Raw genomic sequence first — 16,961 nt, forward strand, 5'->3', positions numbered from 1 at the left:
CGCCGGCCAGCCATTGTGATCTTGTTACCACCTTGTAGGTTGTAGGCGATGCCTGTGGCCTGTTCGCGGAAGGAGAGGTGGCCGTGACCGGATGGGAGCCGGCCACCGAGGCCGAGGTGGCGATGCGGGACGCGTTGCGTGCGCAGGACCAGCAGCTCTACTTCCGCATCCTGACCCGCGTCGATCTGCTGCTGCCGGTCGCCGCCGAGATGCCCGGGCAGGCCCCGTCCGGCTGGGGCACCTGGACCACCGGCGGCCGGACGCACATTCTCGCCTTCACCTCCGTCACCGCGTTGCGGGCGTGCCTGGGCGGGAACGCCGGCGCCACCCGCCGCGTCCCGTACGCCGAACTGGCCGCCGCGTGGCCGAACCACGAGTGGTGGCTGGCCGTCAATCCCGGCCTTCCGGTCGAGGGCTACCTGCCCGCCTGGTTCGTGGCGCAGCTCTCCCGGGGCGACGTCCGGCTGCCGGGTCGGACCATGGGTGCCCGCGCCCGCCTGGAGCGGGTGGAGACGGCCGCCCGGCTCCGCACCGGCACACCCGGCCGGGACGGCACGTCGCCGCTCCCCGACGCGTTCGCGGGCGGGGCGCCGGCCGCGCCGATCCCATCCGGCCCGGGCGGTCGCGTTCCGGCCACCGGGGACGAGTCGTCGACCGTACCGATCCCCACGCCGGCCACCCGGCCCCGCGCCACCGGATCGACCGGTCCGCCGGCGGTCCACCGGCCGGAGCCGGCGATCGACCCTCCGGCGCCGGACCGCCCAGCCCCGCTCAACCGGCGTCCCCGGGATGACGGACCGGTCCGCGACGCGTGGCCGGCCCGGCCACCCCGCACCGCGTCCGTCGGCGGCGCCGTCGGGCCGCCCGGTGACCGGCCCGCCCCCGGCTCCGACAATCTCTCCGGCTGGCTTAGAGACCTGCGCCGGCGTCCGGACGAGTCGGATCCGTTCGCCGGCGCCGGGCGTACCGGTTCGGCGAACGGCCCGTCCGGCGAACCCGCGCCGCCACCCCCCGCCCGGTCGTTCTTCGAGCCCTCCTCGTCCCGCCGGCCGCCGTCCCCGGGCCCGGTGCACCCGGTCGGTGAGCGCGCGGTTCCGCCGCCCCGGCTCGGCCAGGGCGGCCAGCCGTTTCCGCGCCGTCGCCCGCTGAGCGAGCCGGTGCCGGAGCAGCCCACCCGGCCGTTCGGAGTGGACGGCGGGGAGGTCACGCAGGCGCTCCGTCCGCAGGAAGCGGCCCGGCCGTTCCGGCCCAGCCCGGCCCCGAACGAGGAGGCCACCCAGGCTCTCCCCCGTCGTCACTCCGTCCCCGGCGACGGGCCGGGTACGGCCGAGCGGACCCAACCGATTCCTCCCGGGGCCTTCGCGCCGGCCGAGACGGAGGAACTGTCCTCGTCGATCGCCGAACCGGTGTCCGGCCCACCCGCGCCGCAACGGGGTTTCAAGCCGATCGTCATCGAGGGCACCGTGATCGAGTCCCGGGACCTCACCGGGCCCGAGGAGTCGCCCCCGAGCCCTCCGGCCTTCGACGCGGCGTCCGAGCCGCACGCCGTGTCGACCGTTCCCGCCGCCACCTCGGCGATGGCGACCGCGGCCGGTTCGCCGCACCGGACGGACGGCGACGGTTCGGGCACTCCCTGGGCCGGCCCCGCCGACCCCACCCTGCCGCTCACGATCGATCGGTCCGCCGAGCCGACGGTTTCGCTGTTCGAGCCGCCTGCGCCGGCCGCCCCGGCCGCCGCCGAGCCGACGGTTTCGCTGTTCGAGCCGCCCGCTGCGCCGCCCGCCCCGTCCGCCGCGCCGCCCGCCCCGTCCGCCGCGCCGCCCGCCCCGTCCGCCGCGCCGCCCGCCCCGTCCGCCGCGCCGCCCGCCCCGTCCGCCGCGCCGCCCGCGCCGGAGCCGGCGGCGTCCAGCGGACCGGAGCCGGCCCCGCCGGAGCCGGTGCCACCCGACTTCGTACCGGCGAACGACGTCGAGGAGGAACTGCTCGGCGCGGCGGGCAGCGGCAGCACCGACGGTTTCCTCTCCACCCTGCTGCTGGCCCGGGTGCTGCTGCCCGTCGCGGCCGGCTCCGCGCCGGGGAGCCGCCCCGGCGACCCCGGCTTCGTCTGGCAGACGGAGCAGCTCGACGGCGAGACGTACGTGGTGGTCTACACCTCGCCCGAGCGGCTGGCCGACCGCGTCGACGGTCCGGTCGACACGGTCCACGTGAAGTTCGTCCAGCTCATCCGGCGCTGGCCGGACGAGAGCTGGTCGTTCGCGGTGAACCCGGGCGCCCCGATCGGGGCGAAGTACCCCGGCGAGCAGGTCCTCGCGCTGGCCAACTGGGCCGCCGAGGTCGGCCTCGGGGACGACCCGGAGGGCGAGCCGGAACAGCCCGCCGCCGAGGCCGAAACCATCCCCGCGGCCCGTCCCGCCGCGCCGCCGGTCGACCCGAACCGGCCGGTGACCATGCAGAAGGCGCTCGCCCCGAGCCAGCTCGCCTACTACCTGGAGCGCGGCTACGACCGGGTGTCCGGCTTCGTGCACCGGGCCGGCGAGGTGGCCCACCTGAGCACTCCGGCGCAGCTCTTTGACGCGCTCGGCCTGGGCCACCCCGACTCACCGTTCTCCCGGGACGCCGAGGAGATCTACGTGCTGCGCTGGCCGGCGTACCGGCCGAGCCTCTACCGCATCCCGTACGGCGGGCAGAACGAGGCCGCGATGCGGGCGATGGAGGGCTGGGTGATCGAGCGTCCCCCGTTCCGTGGCAACGGCTTCGCGCCAGGGGAGAGCAGCGACGTGGTCGCCGAGTTCAAGGTGGACAGCGCCCGGCTGCCGCACGGTGCGCAACTGTGCCGGATCGGTGTGGACGGCATCGACCGGGTGGTGGCGATCCTGGACACCGACGCGCTGCTCTGGCGACGGGTCGGTGAGTCGTGAGCCGCGACGGCTACGTGGCCCGCTGGCGGGGCCGGGAGTACCAGGCCAGCCCGGACGGCGACGACGTCCGCCTCTACCAGCCCGAACCGGGCGAGGGCTTCGAGGAGGTACGCCCCGGGCGACACGTCCGGGTGGTGCCGGCCGCCGAGGTCGACGAGATGGCGTACGTCCGGACCACCTGCACCTGGCAGGGGCAGCCGTTCATCGTGCTGGCCGAGCACGACGGCTGGCTGCGGGTGGAGTACACGGGTGGGCGGTGGCCGGTGGCCCGCGCGCTGGGTCTCGAAGCCTTCGACTTCGGGGTCTACCAGGGCTGGGCGCCGGCGAACGAGGTCGCCGACCTGCGCGAGCAGCGGGTGTGAGTCAGGACTTCGCCCAGCGCAGGATCTCCCCGAGCACCACGTCCGGTGCCTCCATGTGCGGGAAGTGCCCGACCTCGTCGAGCAGCCGCCACTCGTACGGGGCGATCACGTAGCGGCCCGAGCCCTGGGCGGTACGCGGCAGGGACGACCGGTCGAGGGCACCGTGGAGCTGGAGGGTCGGCGTGACCAGCGGGCGTTGCATCAGCTTGACGAACCGGTAGCCGTGCAGCCGCAGCACCGACCGGAACGCCCACCGGTAGCCCTCCATGGCGCAGAAGGCCGCCTGCGGGATCTGCATCGCCTCCCGGCAGCTCCGGGCGTACGCCGCGAAGTCCGGGCCGTTCACCCAGCGTGGCCCGCCCCAGCGGCGCAGGATCGCCTCCACCTCGGCGGCGTCGTCCCGGGTCAGCACGTGCTCGTAGCGGGGTAGCTGGAACTTCAGGGTCGGGGTGGAGGCGGCGAACTGGCCGCGCGGGTCGGCGAAGATGGCGGCCCGCAGCCGGAGCGGGTGCGGCGCCCCGAGCACCACCAGCCGCCGGACCAGGCTGGGGTGGAACGAGGCGGCGGTCCAGGCGATGAGGCCGCCGGCTCCGGAGCCGACCAGGGTCGCCGACCGTTCGCCGAGCGCCCGGATCAGCCCGGCCACGTCGGCGGCGAGGGTGTAGCCGTCGTACCCCCGGGGTGGCTTGTCGCTCGCGCCGTACCCGCGCAGGTCCATCGCGACCGCCCGGAACCCCGCGTCGGCGACCGCCGGCAGCAGTTCCTGCCAGGCCAGCCAGTATTCCGGAAAGCCGTGGAGGAAGAGCACCATCGGGCCGGTGCCGGCCTCGACGACGTGGAAGCGGCTCCCGTTGGCGCCGACGAACCGGTGCGTCCACGGCCCGTCGGGGAGGACGCAGGACTCGTCGACGGGTCCGCGTCGCTGGTCGGTCATGTGGCACAGCCTAGGGCCGGCAACGCGCGGGTGGCTGTGCAGGTGGCGAGGATCAGGGGATTCTCCGGGAGACCACCGGAGGGGCCGGTGCGGGGGCACACGATTCCGCAAAGGGCGATGCCCGGGCAGGTGACCTGCCCGGGCATCGGGTGGTGCGTTGTCGTGCCGATCAGCGGCTCAGGAGAACTTCACCTTCATCGAGGTGCCCTTCTGCTGCTGAACCGTGATCTTGACGCCGGCGGCCGGGAGCTTGACGCCGTGGTTCGGCAGCTCCGGGTACCAGTACTGCTTGGTGTCGTTGAACACCGGCTGCGCGTCCTGGCCCCGGATGTACTGGGCCTGGCCGTTGATGTGCAGCGTGAACGAGTCGGCCTTGTTCAGGCTGAACGGCGCGTCGTAGACCTGGACGCGGGCCCGCCAGGGGTTGCCGGTCAGGTTGTAGATCGGCCGCGGGTGCGCGTCGATGATCAGGTTACGACCCTCACCCGGGTGGTCGAACGTGTCGTTGTCGGCCCACCGGAGGTTCCAGTAGGAGATGAGCAGACCCTCCTGGTACGCGTAGTGGTCCACGTAGTCCGGGCGGGTGTTCAGGTAGCCGAAGTAGTACGGGCCGGTCTTCAGGTACTTGTCGTACGAGACGTACGACCGGTTGCCGGCGATGTAGTAGTTGTCGAACTTCCGCTTGTAGCTCTCCTCGACGATGCTCCAGCCGCTGAGGGTCCAGCCGCTGGCACCCGCCTCGGCACCGTCGCTGAGCACGGTCTGCCCGTCGGCGGTGACGGTGATGGTGTCACCGTAGAAGCCACCGGCGGAGAGGCCACCGTCGGTCTGGTAGCGCAGCCGGAACTGCGCGACCTTGCCGGCGAGGGAGTTCAGCGGGATGTTGACGTCGACCCACTGCCCGTTGCTGGAGCCGTCCAGGGCGAAGCGTCCGGTCGAGATCTCCTTGAGGGCCTTGCCGTTGGCCGTGCCCGGCAGGCTCGACCAGGTCTGGCCACCGTCGGTGGACGCCTCGAAGAAGAGGTAGTCGTAGTCCTCCTCGATGCTGTAGCGACCCTTCATGGTGAGCGCGGCGCTGCTCTTCCCGGTGAGGTCGATGGTCCGCGTCATCGTGTTGTTCAGGTCGTCGGCGTTGCCCGAGAAGAACTGCTTGGTGCCCTCGAACGGCTTGCCGTTCTGGAAGGTGTACTCCCGCTGCGGGAGCACCACCACCGCGGCCTGCGCCTTGCTGGAGTTGTATTCCTGCGGGCCCAGCTCCAGGGTGCGCTTCTGGCCGGCCTTGACGACCTCGTAGTCGAGCCAGCCGAGCTGGAGCTTGTTCCAGGCGCCGAGGTCGCCGCCGCGCTCGCCGATGCCGCCGTCGTTCTTGTCGCCGAGGCGGCTCTGGGCCATCAGGGTCCAGTGCTCGTTGTTGTTGTCCCCGCCGTTGTTGATGTTGTAGTCGTCCGGCAGGCCGAGGTCGTGGCCGTACTCGTGGTAGAAGACGCTACGTCCACCGTTCTCCGGCTGGATGGTGTAGTCGCCGATCCAGACGCCGGTGTTGCCGATCTGGGTGCCGCCGAGCGGGTTGGCGGCCGGGCCGGTGTTGCCGATGTCGGAGGCGTAGGCGTACCAGCGGTGGCTCCAGATGGCGTCCTCACCCTGGAACGGGTCACCGTCGGCCTGGTCGCCGCCGGCGTGGACGATCTGGAAGTGGTCGATGTAGCCGTCCGGCTCGTTGAAGTCGCCGTCGCCGTCGTAGTCGTACCGGTCCCACTGGTCCATCGCCCGCACGTCGGCGGCGATCTCCGCGTCCGACCGGCCCTGCGCCTTCTGGTCGGCGACCCACTGGTTGGCGGCGTCCCGGACCAGGGCCCAGGTGTTGGAGCAGACGTTGGAGGCGCACGGGTAGCCGTTGGAGCGGCCGTAGCGCGCCTCGTTGTACCGCACCTTGACCCAGTTGGTGACCTCGCCGTCGACGCTGTAGCGGCCCGAGGACTGCGCCTCGTAGTACTGCTTCAGCGACTCGTCGCCGGGGGCGGTGCCGAAGTACAGCTTGCGGTAGTAGTCGGCGTTGTAGTCCGACTGCCAGACGGTGGAGTTGTCCACCGCCCGGTTGGGCTTGTCGATCTCGTTGCGTAGCGGCCCGTCGAACCGGGTCGGGCCCGCGGTGTTCGGGTCGGTGTCCTGGTCCGGGTAGCTCGGGTGCCGCTCGTTGCCGAACTCGACGAGGATCACGAAGATCTGGTCGGTCTGCTCGCGCGAGAGCTCGACGTACTGGTCCTGGGTCGGACCCTTGCCGGCCTTGGTGCTCTTGGCGGCCTTACCCGCCTTGGGACCCTTGGCCGCCTTCTCGCCGACCTTGACGACCGTGCTGCCGTTGATCTTCTCGGCCTTCGCCCGGCCGGAGAGGACCTCGCTCAGGCCCTCCTGGCGCAGTGCCCGGCGCTTCTCTTCCAGCGGGTTGGGCAGGTCATGGTCGGCCCGGGCGGGCTCGGCCACCGACGGAGCGGCGGCCGGCAGCTTCGCGGCCGGCGCGGCGCTGGCGGCCGTGCCTGCCACCAGTCCCGTCGCGGTCAGCGAAAGCCCGAGCAGACCCACTGCGACTTTCCGCACGTGGTACCTCCGGTGTGAGGGAACCGGCCCAACGGGGGTACGGGCCGGTGAGACGTCCCACTAGTGGGACTAATGGTGAAGATAAACATTCCAGTGACGGGTGGGAAGACAGGCGCTTCGATTTGTAGCAACTTTCTGTTGGGGTCGCCCCCTGCCGTCACATCCGCATCGGTCGATCGGCTGGTCGGGTTAGGTGACCGCCCCGGGTACGCGAAGAGGGGCCGGTGGCGTCGCCGCCACCGGCCCCTCTCGGAACCGCGGGTCACCCGATCAGTTGCTGACGTTCACGACCATCGGGTCGGTCGGGTTGGTGCCCTGCTTCACGATCTCGATCTTGATGCCGGTGCCGCCGACCTTGACCGAGTTCTGCGGGTTGCCGGGGCTCCAGTACCGGTCGACCTTGTTGTCGTGGAAGACCGGGTTCGGCGGGAGCTTCGGCACGGTCAACGCCACGCCGTTGCGGTGGAACGTCTGCGCCGGCTTGGCGTAGAGGCTGAACGTCGCGTCGTAACCGCCGCGCCGGTTGGTGATGTTGCCCGAGCCGATGGTGATCGCGCCCGGCCGGACGTCGACCGGCAGGTTCAGGCCGTAGCCCGGGTGCTCCGACGTGTTGTTGTCGCCGTACGCGTAGTTCACGTACCAGATGAGCAGGCCGGGCTGGTTCGAGAACCGCTCGACGAACTTCGGCCGGGTGTTGTTCCAGCCGAAGTTGTACCCACCGGTCCGCAGCGTGTCGTCGTACCCGACGTAGGTCCGGTTCTCGGCGATGTAGAACCGGGGGTAGGTGTCGGTCACCGAGCCGGTCATCCGGGTCCAGCCCCTGGCCGTCCACGCGGCGTCCTGCGTCTCCGCGTCGTCGGTCCAGACGACCGAACCGCTCTTCACCAGCGAGATGTTGTCCAGGAACACGCCGGCGAAGTGCACGCCGCCGTCGGTGGCGTAGCGGTAACGGAACTGCACGGTCTGCCCGGCGAACGCGGACAGGTCGTAGGTCAGGTCGACCCAGCCGCCGTTGCTGGAACCGTCGATCCCGGTCTCACCCGGGTCGATGAGCGAGTTGCCCAACTGGGTCCAGGTCGCCCCACCGTTCGTGGAGACCTCGGCGTAGAAGAAGTCGTAGTCCTCCTCCGTCTCGTACTGGGCCTTCGCCGTGATCGACGCGGTGGTCGCGCCGGTCAGGTCCAGCTGCCGGGTCAGGGTCGTGTTCAGGTCGTCCGCGCTGCCGCTCCACCACTCGTACGACCCGCCGAACGGCGTGTTGTAGTTCGTGGTCTGGGTCGTCGAGGGCAGGTTCACCACGACCGCCTGGGCCTTCGGCCCGTCGCTGTCACCGGCCGGGCCGAGGGTCACCTGGGTGCTGGCCTTGCCGTAGTCGACCGTCGAGTAGTTCAGCCAGCCGAGGTAGAGCTTCGACCACGGGTCCATGTAGCCCGGGGTCGAACCGATGTCGTCGGTGCCGTGGCTCAGCCACGAACCCGAGGCCATCAGGCTCCAGAAGCCGACCCCGTTGTCACCGCCCGCGGTGTCGTACAGGTCCGGCAGTCCGAGGTCGTGGCCGTACTCGTGGGTGAAGACGCCCAGACCGCCGTTCTCGGGCTCGGTGGTGTAGTCCCGGACCCAGAAACCGGTGTCGCCGATGCTCACGCCGCCGGCCTTGTTCGCACCCGGACCGGCGGTGCCCGCCAGGTTCGGGAACGCGGCCCAGCGGTGCGACCAGATGGCGTCGTCGCCCTGGGCGCCGCCGCCGGCCTCCTCGCCCTCACCGGCGTGCACGATCTGGAAGTGATCGATGTAGCCGTCCGGCTCGTTGAAGTCGCCGTCGCCGTCGAAGTCGTACCGGTCCCACTGGTCGAACTGGGCCAGGTAGTCCTTGACCTGCTGCGGGGTCCGGCCCGCCGCGATCTGCGAGTTGTACCAGGAGGTGACGCTGTCCTTGACGAGGTTCCAGTACCCGTCGGACTCCGCGATGGCGTTGCTGCCGTACCGGGCCTCGTTGTAGGGGAGTTTCACCCATGCCGAGACGTCACCGTCCACGGTGTAGCGGCCGCCGGACTGATTCAGGTAGAAGTCCCGGAACGACTCGCCCTCCCCGAAGAACATGTCGAGGTAGTGGTCGCGGCCGAAGTCGGGACGCCACAGGGTGCTGTTGTCGTCGGTGGCGTCGCCGTTCCAGTTGCGGTCCGGCTCGGGGATCTGGTTGCGCACCGGTCCGGGGGTGCCGCCGGTACGCGGGTCGGTCCGGTCCCCGAACTCGACCAGGATGGTGAAGATCTTGTCGACCTTCGGTGCCTGCTGGTACTCGACGAACAGGTCGTCCTTTACCTTGATGACCTTCGAGCCGTTGCGCGTCTGAAGCTTGGCCTTGCCCGTCACCAGGTCGGCGATCGCCTGCTTCCGGACCTCCCGGTGCTGGTCTGCCTTCGGGTCCGGGAGGTTGTCCTTGCCGTGGTTCGCCTTCTCGACGCCGGGGGCCGGCTCGGCCGCCGGTGCGGCGGCCGCCGGTGCCGTGACGACGCCGGCCGCCAGCAGCGCGGCCGTGGCGGCGGCCAGGCCCGCTGTGACTCGTCCCCTCAAAGGTTCTCCTCCTTTGTGGATCTGTTACACGACAGGAATAGCCACAGCCATCACTGTCATGTCATGCGTCACCACAATGGCAGAGGTAGGGATTCTTGTCACCGATCAATTGTCGCCTCGGGCAGCCTTCATACCGGGCCAAATCGGGACTAGATACCGCAGAGATTTGATGCCTGTTCACGTTACGTTTTGGCCACGATCACTCTGAGTGGTGAGTGGTTATAGGATCCCCAGGGAAAGCGCCGAAACCCAGGGAAATGTCACGTCTCGCTCTCCAATGGAATTCCGGGCGTACCAGGACGACGGGGCCCGTCCGGAGCAGTGTGCTCCAGGACGGGCCCCGCCGGGTGTGCCCGATCGACGACAGTCGGTCAGGTCACCGCTTTGCCGGGGTCACGAAGACCGTGGCGTAGGAGTTGTCCTTGGCGGCCCGCTTGATGGTGATCGAGACGCCGTACGCGACGCCCGCGTCACCCGGGTTGCCGGTGCCGAGCACGATGGCCCCACCGCTCAGGGTCGCCCCGTAGAACTCCGTCGCCGGGGTGCCGTCGGGGTTCACCACGCGGGTGGTGTACTTCGCGTTCTCCTTCGACGGGACCACCACGGAGGCGTCGTTGTCCCGGGCGTACGCCGTACCGTTGCGGATCTCGATGCCCGGGTACCAGCCCTTGGCGTCGGTGAAGGTCGCCACCGGAGCCTGGGCACCGAAGCTGGTGCAGTACTCGCTGTACGGCTCGCCCGCCGCCTCCAGGCACTCCCGGAACGGGTACGTCGGGTTCAGCGAGAAGGCCGCGTTGGACGACTGCGGACGGCTGGGCAGGTTCTTCAGCGTCGACGTGTCCTTGCTGGCCGCCGCGCCCGTACGGCGCAGCGGGTCGAAGTGCGAGTCGACGATGAGCAGGCCGCCCTTGGCGCCGTAGCTCGGCAGCGAGGTCATCTGGGCGGTGACGTGGTTGACGTTGCCCAGCATGGTGTCCCGGTACCAGACCAGCATGCCCGGGGCGTTGTACGCGACCTTCTCGACCTTCCACGCCTCGTGCGAGTAGGTCGTGTCGTAGGTGTACTTCAGGCCGGCGTCGAAGCCGTCGAAGTTACGCCACTCGGCCAGGTAGTACTGGGCCTTGACCTGGGTGCCCGGGTCGTTGTGCCAACCCGCGCCGGTGGTGTCGGTCCAGGTGCCACCGCTCTGGGTCCAGCCGTTCGCGCCGCCCTCGACGTCGTCGCTCCAGGTGGTGGCCCCGCCGCCGGTGACCGAGAAGTCGTCGGCGAACCAGCCGCGCTCCAGGAACGCCGCGTCCGTGTCGTAGCGCAGCCGCACCTGCACCGTCTTGCCGGCGTGCGCCGACAGGTCGATGTAGTCGTGGCGCCAGCCGTGCGTGTCGCCGGCCAGGCCGTACTTCTTGCCTCCGTAGTCGGCCATCCGCCCGTTCGGGTCGGGGTAGCTGTCGTTGGTGGAGACCAGCTTGCCGGACTCGTCGTACACCTTCTGCTCGGCCCAGGTGGCGCCGCCGTCGGTGGAGACCTCGACGAAGCCGAAGTCCCAGTCCTCTTCGATGATGTAGTTGTTCCACATCCAGAACTTGGCGTCGGCCGCCGCCGGGACGTTCACCGTGCGGCTGAGCTTGACGTCGGCCCAGTTCTGGTCGGCGCCGCTGTACCACATGTTGGCCCCGCTGTGCGGCTGGGCCAGGGTGACCACCTTGTTCGGCAAGTCGATCTTGATGCCGTCCTCGGTGCCGACCGGCGTACGTGAGGTCTGGCCGAGCTGCACCGCGTGCCCGTTGTCACCCGGCTTGAAGGTGAGCGGATCGGCCCAGCCGAGCACCCACTTGTCCCAGATGCCCATGTGGCTGGGCAGGGCCTGGAAGATCTCGCCGGAGTGCGAGCCAGAGGCCATCAGGTCCCAGAAGTCGACGTCCGAGTCGGCGTTGCCCGAGGTGTCGTAGAGGTCCGGCAGGCCGAGGTCGTGCCCGAACTCGTGGGAGAACACGCCGACGCCGGCGTCCTCCGGCTGCACGATGTAGTTCGACACCTTCAGGTTGGTGCCCGGAATGGTGTAGCCACCGGCCACCGCCGAGGAGTGCGCCCAGACCGCGTAGACGCCCTGGGCGCCGCCGCCGCTGGACTTGCCCTTGCCGGCGTGCACCAGCACCAGGTGGTCGATGACGCCGTCCGGCTCGTTGTAGTTGCCGTCCCCGTCCCGGTCGCTCTGGTCCTCGATGTCGTAGTCGGCCCAGGGGAAGTTCGGGTTCATCTTGGCCAGCGCGTCGATCGCGTCAGTGGCGAGGCGCGCGGCACCCAGCGGGTTGTCCGGGTGGCCGTTCATCGACTGCTCACGCCCGGGAACCCAGTTGCCGTTCTCGTCGCGGGTGCAACGGTTGGCGGCGTACCAGGCCTCCGAGTGCGGCAGCTTGATCCACGGGCTGGCCTGCCCGTCGACCGTGTACGCGCCCTTGGACATCTCCAGGTACATGTTGTGCATGGTCCGGCCGGCCAGGCTGACGCCCGGCTTGCCGTCCGGCCCGGTCAGGTCCTTCCGGACACGCTCGGTGATGCCCTGCTTGGTGTAGAGCATCTTGTTGTAGTGCTCGGGCGAGAAGTCCGGCACCCACATCGAGTTGTTGTCCTTGTGGGGCAGCGAGGCCGGGTTGGTGATGTTGTTGTGCGTCGGGCCGTTCTGGACGGTGCCGGGGACGCAGGTCCGGTCGTCGAAGACCGTCTTGGGGACCATGACGTTGGTGAAGTCGTCATTGGCCTCGTCGTTGAACTCCACCAGCAGCGTGAGCAGCTTGGCCGTCTGGGTGCTCTTGGCCTGCTTGATCTTACGCGGGCTCTGGCCGGTCTTGATCGCCTTGGCCTCGATCTTCGCCAGCTCCCGCGCGGTCGCCGGGTTGCCGCCGGCGAACTTGCGGTCGTAGGCCCGGGCCGCGTCGCCGGGCGAGGTGTAGATGCCGTCCTTGCCCTTGACCTCCTTGCCTGTGGTGTCCGGTTGCACCTCGGGCTCGGCGTAGTTGATGTAGTACTCGTCCGCGCCGATCGTGGCCGGTGCCGGACCAGAGGTCTGGGCGGCCGCGCTGCCCGTCACGGTCAGTGACGTGGCCGCGAGGGCGATGGCGGGCAGCGCGACGAGTAGGCGCCGGCGTGACCCGGATTTGGGAAATGTGTGCATGCCACTCCGTTCGTCGGGCATGGGAGGAGAAACGGACGCTAGACGCCGTAGCGATGATCGTCAAACCGTCCGATGTGGCTGAACCTAAAGGAGAAGGGACCCTCACCGACAGAGGTGAGTTGTCCCTCTGGCCGTTCAGCCCGTCGCGCCTCCACCGAACTTCCGACACGGGTGGCGGAAAAACGACGGTGGGTGACGCCCCCGTTCGGGCCGTCACCCACCGCCGCGGTACGACTCGCGTCAGTCCTCGTCGGACTTGCCGCCGCCCATGCCGGCGGAGATCAGCTCCATCACCGAGGAGTCCTGCAGGGTGGTGACGTCGCCGAGCGAGCGGTGCTCCGCGACGTCCCGCAGCAGCCGGCGCATGATCTTGCCGGAGCGGGTCTTCGGCAGCTCGGGGACCAGCATGATCTGCCGCGGCTTGGCGATCGGGCCGAGCGTCTTCGCCACGTGGTTGCGCAGATCGGCGATGAGCTGCTCGCCGGCCGCGCCGGAGGTGTCCGTGTTGCCGCGCGGAATGGCGAAGGCCACGATCGCCTGGCCGGTGGTCGGGTCGGTCGCGCCGACCACCGCCGCCTCGGCCACCGACGGGTGGCTGACCAGCGCGGACTCCACCTCGGTGGTGGAGATGTTGTGCCCGGACACCAGCATCACGTCGTCGACCCGGCCGAGCAGCCAGATGTGCCCGTCGTCGTCCTTCTTCGCGCCGTCACCGGCGAAGTAGACCCACTCGCCACCGGCGTTGGCCCCGGCGCCGAACCGCGACCAGTAGGTCTCGATGAACCGGTTGTCGTCGCCCCAGATGGTGCGCAGCATCGACGGCCACGGCTCCTTGAGCACCAGGTAGCCGCCACCGCCGTTCGGCACCGACTGGCCCTGGTCGTCCACCACGTCGGCGACGATGCCGGGCAGCGCGGTCATCGCCGAGCCCGGCTTGGCCTCGGTGACGCCCGGCAGCGGCGAGATCATGATCGCGCCGGTCTCGGTCTGCCACCAGGTGTCCACCACCGGCAGCTCACCCCGGCCGACGTGCTGGCGGTACCAGATCCACGCCTCCGGGTTGATCGGCTCGCCGACGCTGCCGAGCAGCCGCAGCGACGAGAGGTCGTACCCGGCCGGGATGTCCTCACCCCACTTCATCATGGTGCGGATCAGGGTCGGCGCGGTGTACAGGATGGTCACCTTGTACTTGTCGACGATCTCCCAGAACCGGCCCTTGTGCGGGGTGTCCGGGGTGCCCTCGTACATCACCTGGGTGGCGCCGTTGGAGAGCGGGCCGTAGACGATGTACGAGTGGCCGGTGACCCAGCCGATGTCGGCGGTGCACCAGTAGACGTCGGTCTCCGGCTTGAGGTCGAAGACGGCGTGCGCGGTGTACGACGCCTGGGTCAGGTAGCCACCGGTGGTGTGCAGGATGCCCTTCGGGCGGGCGGTGGTGCCGCTGGTGTAGAGGATGAACAGCGGGTGCTCGGCGTCGAACGGCTGCGCGGTGTGCTCCGGGGAGGCGGTCTCCACCTTCTCGTGCCACCAGTGGTCCTTCGCCGACCAGGCGACCTCCTCGCCGGTCCGGCGGACCACCAGTACGTGCTCCACCGACGGGCAGTTCGCCACCGCCTCGTCGACGGTCGGCTTGAGCGCCGACGGCTTGCCCCGGCGGAAGCCGCCGTCCGAGGTGATCACCACCTTGGCCGTGGCGTCCTGGATCCGGTTGGTCAGCGCGTCGGCGGAGAAGCCGCCGAAGACCACGCTGTGCGTGGCGCCGATCCGGGCGCAGGCCAGCATCGCCACCGCCGCCTCGGGGATCATCGGCAGGTAGATCGCCACCCGGTCACCCGCGACCACGCCCAGGTCGGTCAGCGCGTTTGCCGCCTGGCAGGTGAGCTTGTGCAGGTCGGCGTAGGTGAGGGTGCGGGTGTCGCCCGGCTCGCCCTCCCAGTGGATCGCCACCTTGTCGCCCCGGCCGCCCGCCACGTGCCGGTCCAGACAGTTGTACGCCACGTTGAGCTGCCCGCCCACGAACCACTTCGCGAACGGCGCGTTCGACCAGTCGAGCACCTGGTCCCACCTCTTGGCCCAGGTCAGCCGGTCGGCCTGGCGCTCCCAGAAGCCGAGCCGGTCACGCTCCGCCTCGGCGTACGCGTCGGCCTTGACGTTGGCGTTCGCGGCGAGTTCGGCCGGCGGCGGGAACTGGCGCGTCTCGTTCAGCAAGTTGGCCAATGCCTCGCTCATGCGTGCTCCTTCGTCGCGTGACCTGCGTCTCGTACGCCGCTGAGGTTAGTCGCGCGGCCGCCGCCCCGCGACAGCCTGGCCCGTCGCCGCGCGCCCAGCGGCCCCCGAGACGCGCCGAGTTGTCAGGCGGGGCCGCCTCCGGTGGAGCAGGGTTCCCTTCTCGCGCCTCGACTCGCGGGCGCGAGGGGTGGTGGTGCGGATCGCCTTCCGGCCGGGTGGCGCCCGGCCCGGGCGGCGGGGTGGATAGCGTGACGAGGTGACCACCGACCCGCTGGCCCCGCTGCTCGCGCTCGCCGACATCGCGTCCGCCGTCGAGCGGGCCCGCGACCGGGTCGACCTGGCCCACCGGCATCGCGCGCTGCGCCGCCACGGCGGTCAGGTCGCCGCCGAGGTCGGCCTGCGCAGCGCCGTGGCCAGCGCCGCGCTGGAGGGCCGGGGGTACGAGCGGGAGGAGGTACGCGCCGGCACGGTCACCGACCCGGTGCTCCAGGGGGCGCTGCGGGCGGCCGGGGCGCTGTCCGGGCTGAGTGAACTCTGGCCGAAGGCCCCCCGCCAGGTCCTCGCCCGGCTGCACGTCCTCGCGGCCCGGGATGTCGTCCCCGAGGCGGAACTGGGTCGGCCGGTGGCCGACCCGGTGGTCGCGGCGCGTCTCGACGGGCTGGCCGGGCTGGTCGCCGGTGGCACGAAGGTGCCGCCGCTGGTGCTGGCCGCGGTGGTGCACGGTGAGCTGCTGAACCTGCGGCCGTTCGCGGGCCCGTCGGGGGTGGTGGCCCGGGCAGCCGCCCGGTTGGTGCTGATCTCGACCGGTTTCGATCCGCGTGGCCTGGTCGCCGTCGACGTCGGCCACCGGGAGCGCGAGCCCGAGTACGTCGGTGCGGCCGGCGCCTTCGCGACCGGTACGCCGGACGGACTGCGTTCCTGGTTGCGCCACTACATGGCCGCCGTCGAGGTCGGTGCGGACCAGATCGCGCTCATCGGCGACGAGGTCCTCGCGGCCTCCTGATCCGTGCCTTCTCGGGCAAACCGCCGCCTTCGGGTGACGGGAGAGGCGACCCGTCCCGGAAGGGGCCGGGTGCCGGCGGCTCTCCCCGGCGTCCCGCCTTCGGCGGGACCGACGGGTGACGGCGCGGGAGGTCAGGCGGAGGGCGCGGCGGTGCGGGTGCGACGGTGCCGGCCGTACCAGGCGATCCCGATGGCGACGCCGACGCCGACGCCGAGGGCCGCGGCGGCGACCGGCACGGCGGGCCGCTCGCGCAGCCGGCGGCCGAGCGGGACCGGGTGCCGGAACTCCAGCACCGGCCACGAGTTCTCCACGGCCAACTTGCGCAGCGCCCGGTCCGGGTTGACCGCGGTCGGGTGGCCCACGCACTCCAGCAGGGGCCGATCACTGTACGAGTCGGAGTAGGCATACGAGTCGGCCAGGTCGTAGCCGCGTTCGGCGGCCAGCTCGCCGACGGCGTCGACCTTGCTCGGGCCGGCCGCGTAGAACTCGACCTCACCGCTGTAACGGCCGTCCTCGACCGCCATCCGAGTGGCGATCACGTCGGTCACCCCGAGCAGCTCGCCGATCGGCCGGACCATCTCGTCACCGGAGGCGGAGACCAGCACCACGTCCCGGCCGGCCGCCTGGTGCTCCTCGATCAGGGCGGCGGCCTCGGCGTACACGTAGGGGTTGATCAGCTCGTGCAGCGTCTCGGCGACGATCTGGCGAACCTGATCCACCTGCCAGCCCTTGCAGAGCGTGGCGAGGTAGTCCCGGGTCCGGGCCATGGTCTGCTCGTCGGTGCCGCCGAGCCGGAACATCAGCTGCGCGTACGCCGACTTGACCACGTCACGCCGAGTGATCAGCCCGTCCCGGTAGAACGGCCGACCGAACGCCAGAGCGCTCGACTTGGCGATGACGGTCTTGTCGAGATCGAAAAAAGCGGCACCTCGGCCCACGGCGCGAAAGTCTAGCCCGAGAAGGAAAAGGAGGCGGATGCCCGGGGTGGCGCGCCGGCGTTGCCGGGCGTGAGAGGCTCCGGCGACGACCTGGCCGGTGCCCGCGGGGCTCTGCCGACCGTGACGGCGATCACACTCTCCGAACACAATTTAGCGGTGGGTGGAGCCGGGACCACTCGACGTATACCGGTCCGCTGCGGCATGCTTGTGCTCGCGACGAGAGTTCACCTCTCGCCGGC

Annotated in this window: 9 protein-coding genes; 3 read left to right on the forward strand and 6 right to left on the reverse strand. The window is 70.6% G+C overall.

The features are described from left to right. The first annotated feature begins 83 nt into the window (after nt 1-83). Both GA0070621_RS25340 and GA0070621_RS25345 read left to right on the forward strand, forming a co-directional pair. Complete coding sequence (locus tag GA0070621_RS25340) at nt 84-2,918, forward strand: SseB family protein (protein WP_091202840.1); 2,835 nt, start codon at nt 84-86, stop codon at nt 2,916-2,918. Next, entirely contained in the window at nt 2,915-3,280 is a 366-nt protein-coding gene (locus GA0070621_RS25345; protein ID WP_091200444.1) for a hypothetical protein, read from the forward strand. The genes GA0070621_RS25340 and GA0070621_RS25345 overlap by 4 nt, the downstream gene beginning before the upstream one ends. Before the next feature lies 1 nt (nt 3,281). Here GA0070621_RS25345 and GA0070621_RS25350 read toward each other — a convergent pair whose 3' ends face one another. The 5 genes from GA0070621_RS25350 to acs form a co-directional block, all read right to left on the reverse strand. Then, nucleotides 3,282-4,214, reverse strand: a complete 933-nt coding sequence (locus GA0070621_RS25350) for an alpha/beta fold hydrolase (RefSeq protein WP_091200446.1) — start codon at nt 4,212-4,214, stop codon at nt 3,282-3,284. A gap of 177 nt (nt 4,215-4,391) precedes the next feature. Then, nucleotides 4,392-6,794, reverse strand: coding sequence for an immune inhibitor A domain-containing protein (locus GA0070621_RS25355; RefSeq protein WP_091200448.1), 2,403 nt, complete (start codon nt 6,792-6,794; stop codon nt 4,392-4,394). Nucleotides 6,795-7,079: 285 nt separating this feature from the next. Beyond that, a complete protein-coding gene (locus GA0070621_RS25360; RefSeq protein ID WP_167667354.1) occupies nt 7,080-9,383 on the reverse strand; it encodes an immune inhibitor A domain-containing protein in 2,304 nt (767 codons plus the stop codon). Between the two features lie 376 nt (nt 9,384-9,759). Further along, a complete protein-coding gene (locus GA0070621_RS25365) occupies nt 9,760-12,552 on the reverse strand; it encodes an immune inhibitor A domain-containing protein (RefSeq protein ID WP_091200449.1) in 2,793 nt (930 codons plus the stop codon). Nucleotides 12,553-12,792: 240 nt separating this feature from the next. Beyond that, nucleotides 12,793-14,781, reverse strand: a complete 1,989-nt coding sequence (gene acs / locus GA0070621_RS25370; protein ID WP_091200451.1) for an acetate--CoA ligase — start codon at nt 14,779-14,781, stop codon at nt 12,793-12,795. A gap of 256 nt (nt 14,782-15,037) precedes the next feature. On the opposite strand from acs, the gene GA0070621_RS25375 reads away from it, so the two are divergent. Next, nucleotides 15,038-15,784, forward strand: a complete 747-nt coding sequence (locus tag GA0070621_RS25375) for a Fic family protein (RefSeq protein WP_091200454.1) — start codon at nt 15,038-15,040, stop codon at nt 15,782-15,784. A gap of 131 nt (nt 15,785-15,915) precedes the next feature. Here the strand turns inward: GA0070621_RS25375 and GA0070621_RS25380 are convergent, their stop codons facing one another. Next, nucleotides 15,916-16,722 (reverse strand): HAD family hydrolase, encoded by an 807-nt coding sequence (locus GA0070621_RS25380; protein ID WP_091200457.1) that lies wholly within the window; start codon nt 16,720-16,722, stop codon nt 15,916-15,918. Nucleotides 16,723-16,961: the final 239 nt, after the last annotated feature.

It is taken from the genome of Micromonospora narathiwatensis (genome assembly GCF_900089605.1).
Lineage (GTDB): Bacteria > Actinomycetota > Actinomycetes > Mycobacteriales > Micromonosporaceae > Micromonospora > Micromonospora narathiwatensis.

Excerpts from the sequence above, each read along its gene's own strand:
- GA0070621_RS25350 (WP_091200446.1), bottom strand. The coding sequence starts at position 4,214 with ATGACCGACCAGCGACGCGGACCCGTCGACGAGTCCTGCGTCCTCCCC.
- GA0070621_RS25365 (WP_091200449.1), bottom strand. The coding sequence starts at position 12,552 with ATGCACACATTTCCCAAATCCGGGTCACGCCGGCGCCTACTCGTCGCG.
- acs (WP_091200451.1), bottom strand. The coding sequence starts at position 14,781 with ATGAGCGAGGCATTGGCCAACTTGCTGAACGAGACGCGCCAGTTCCCG.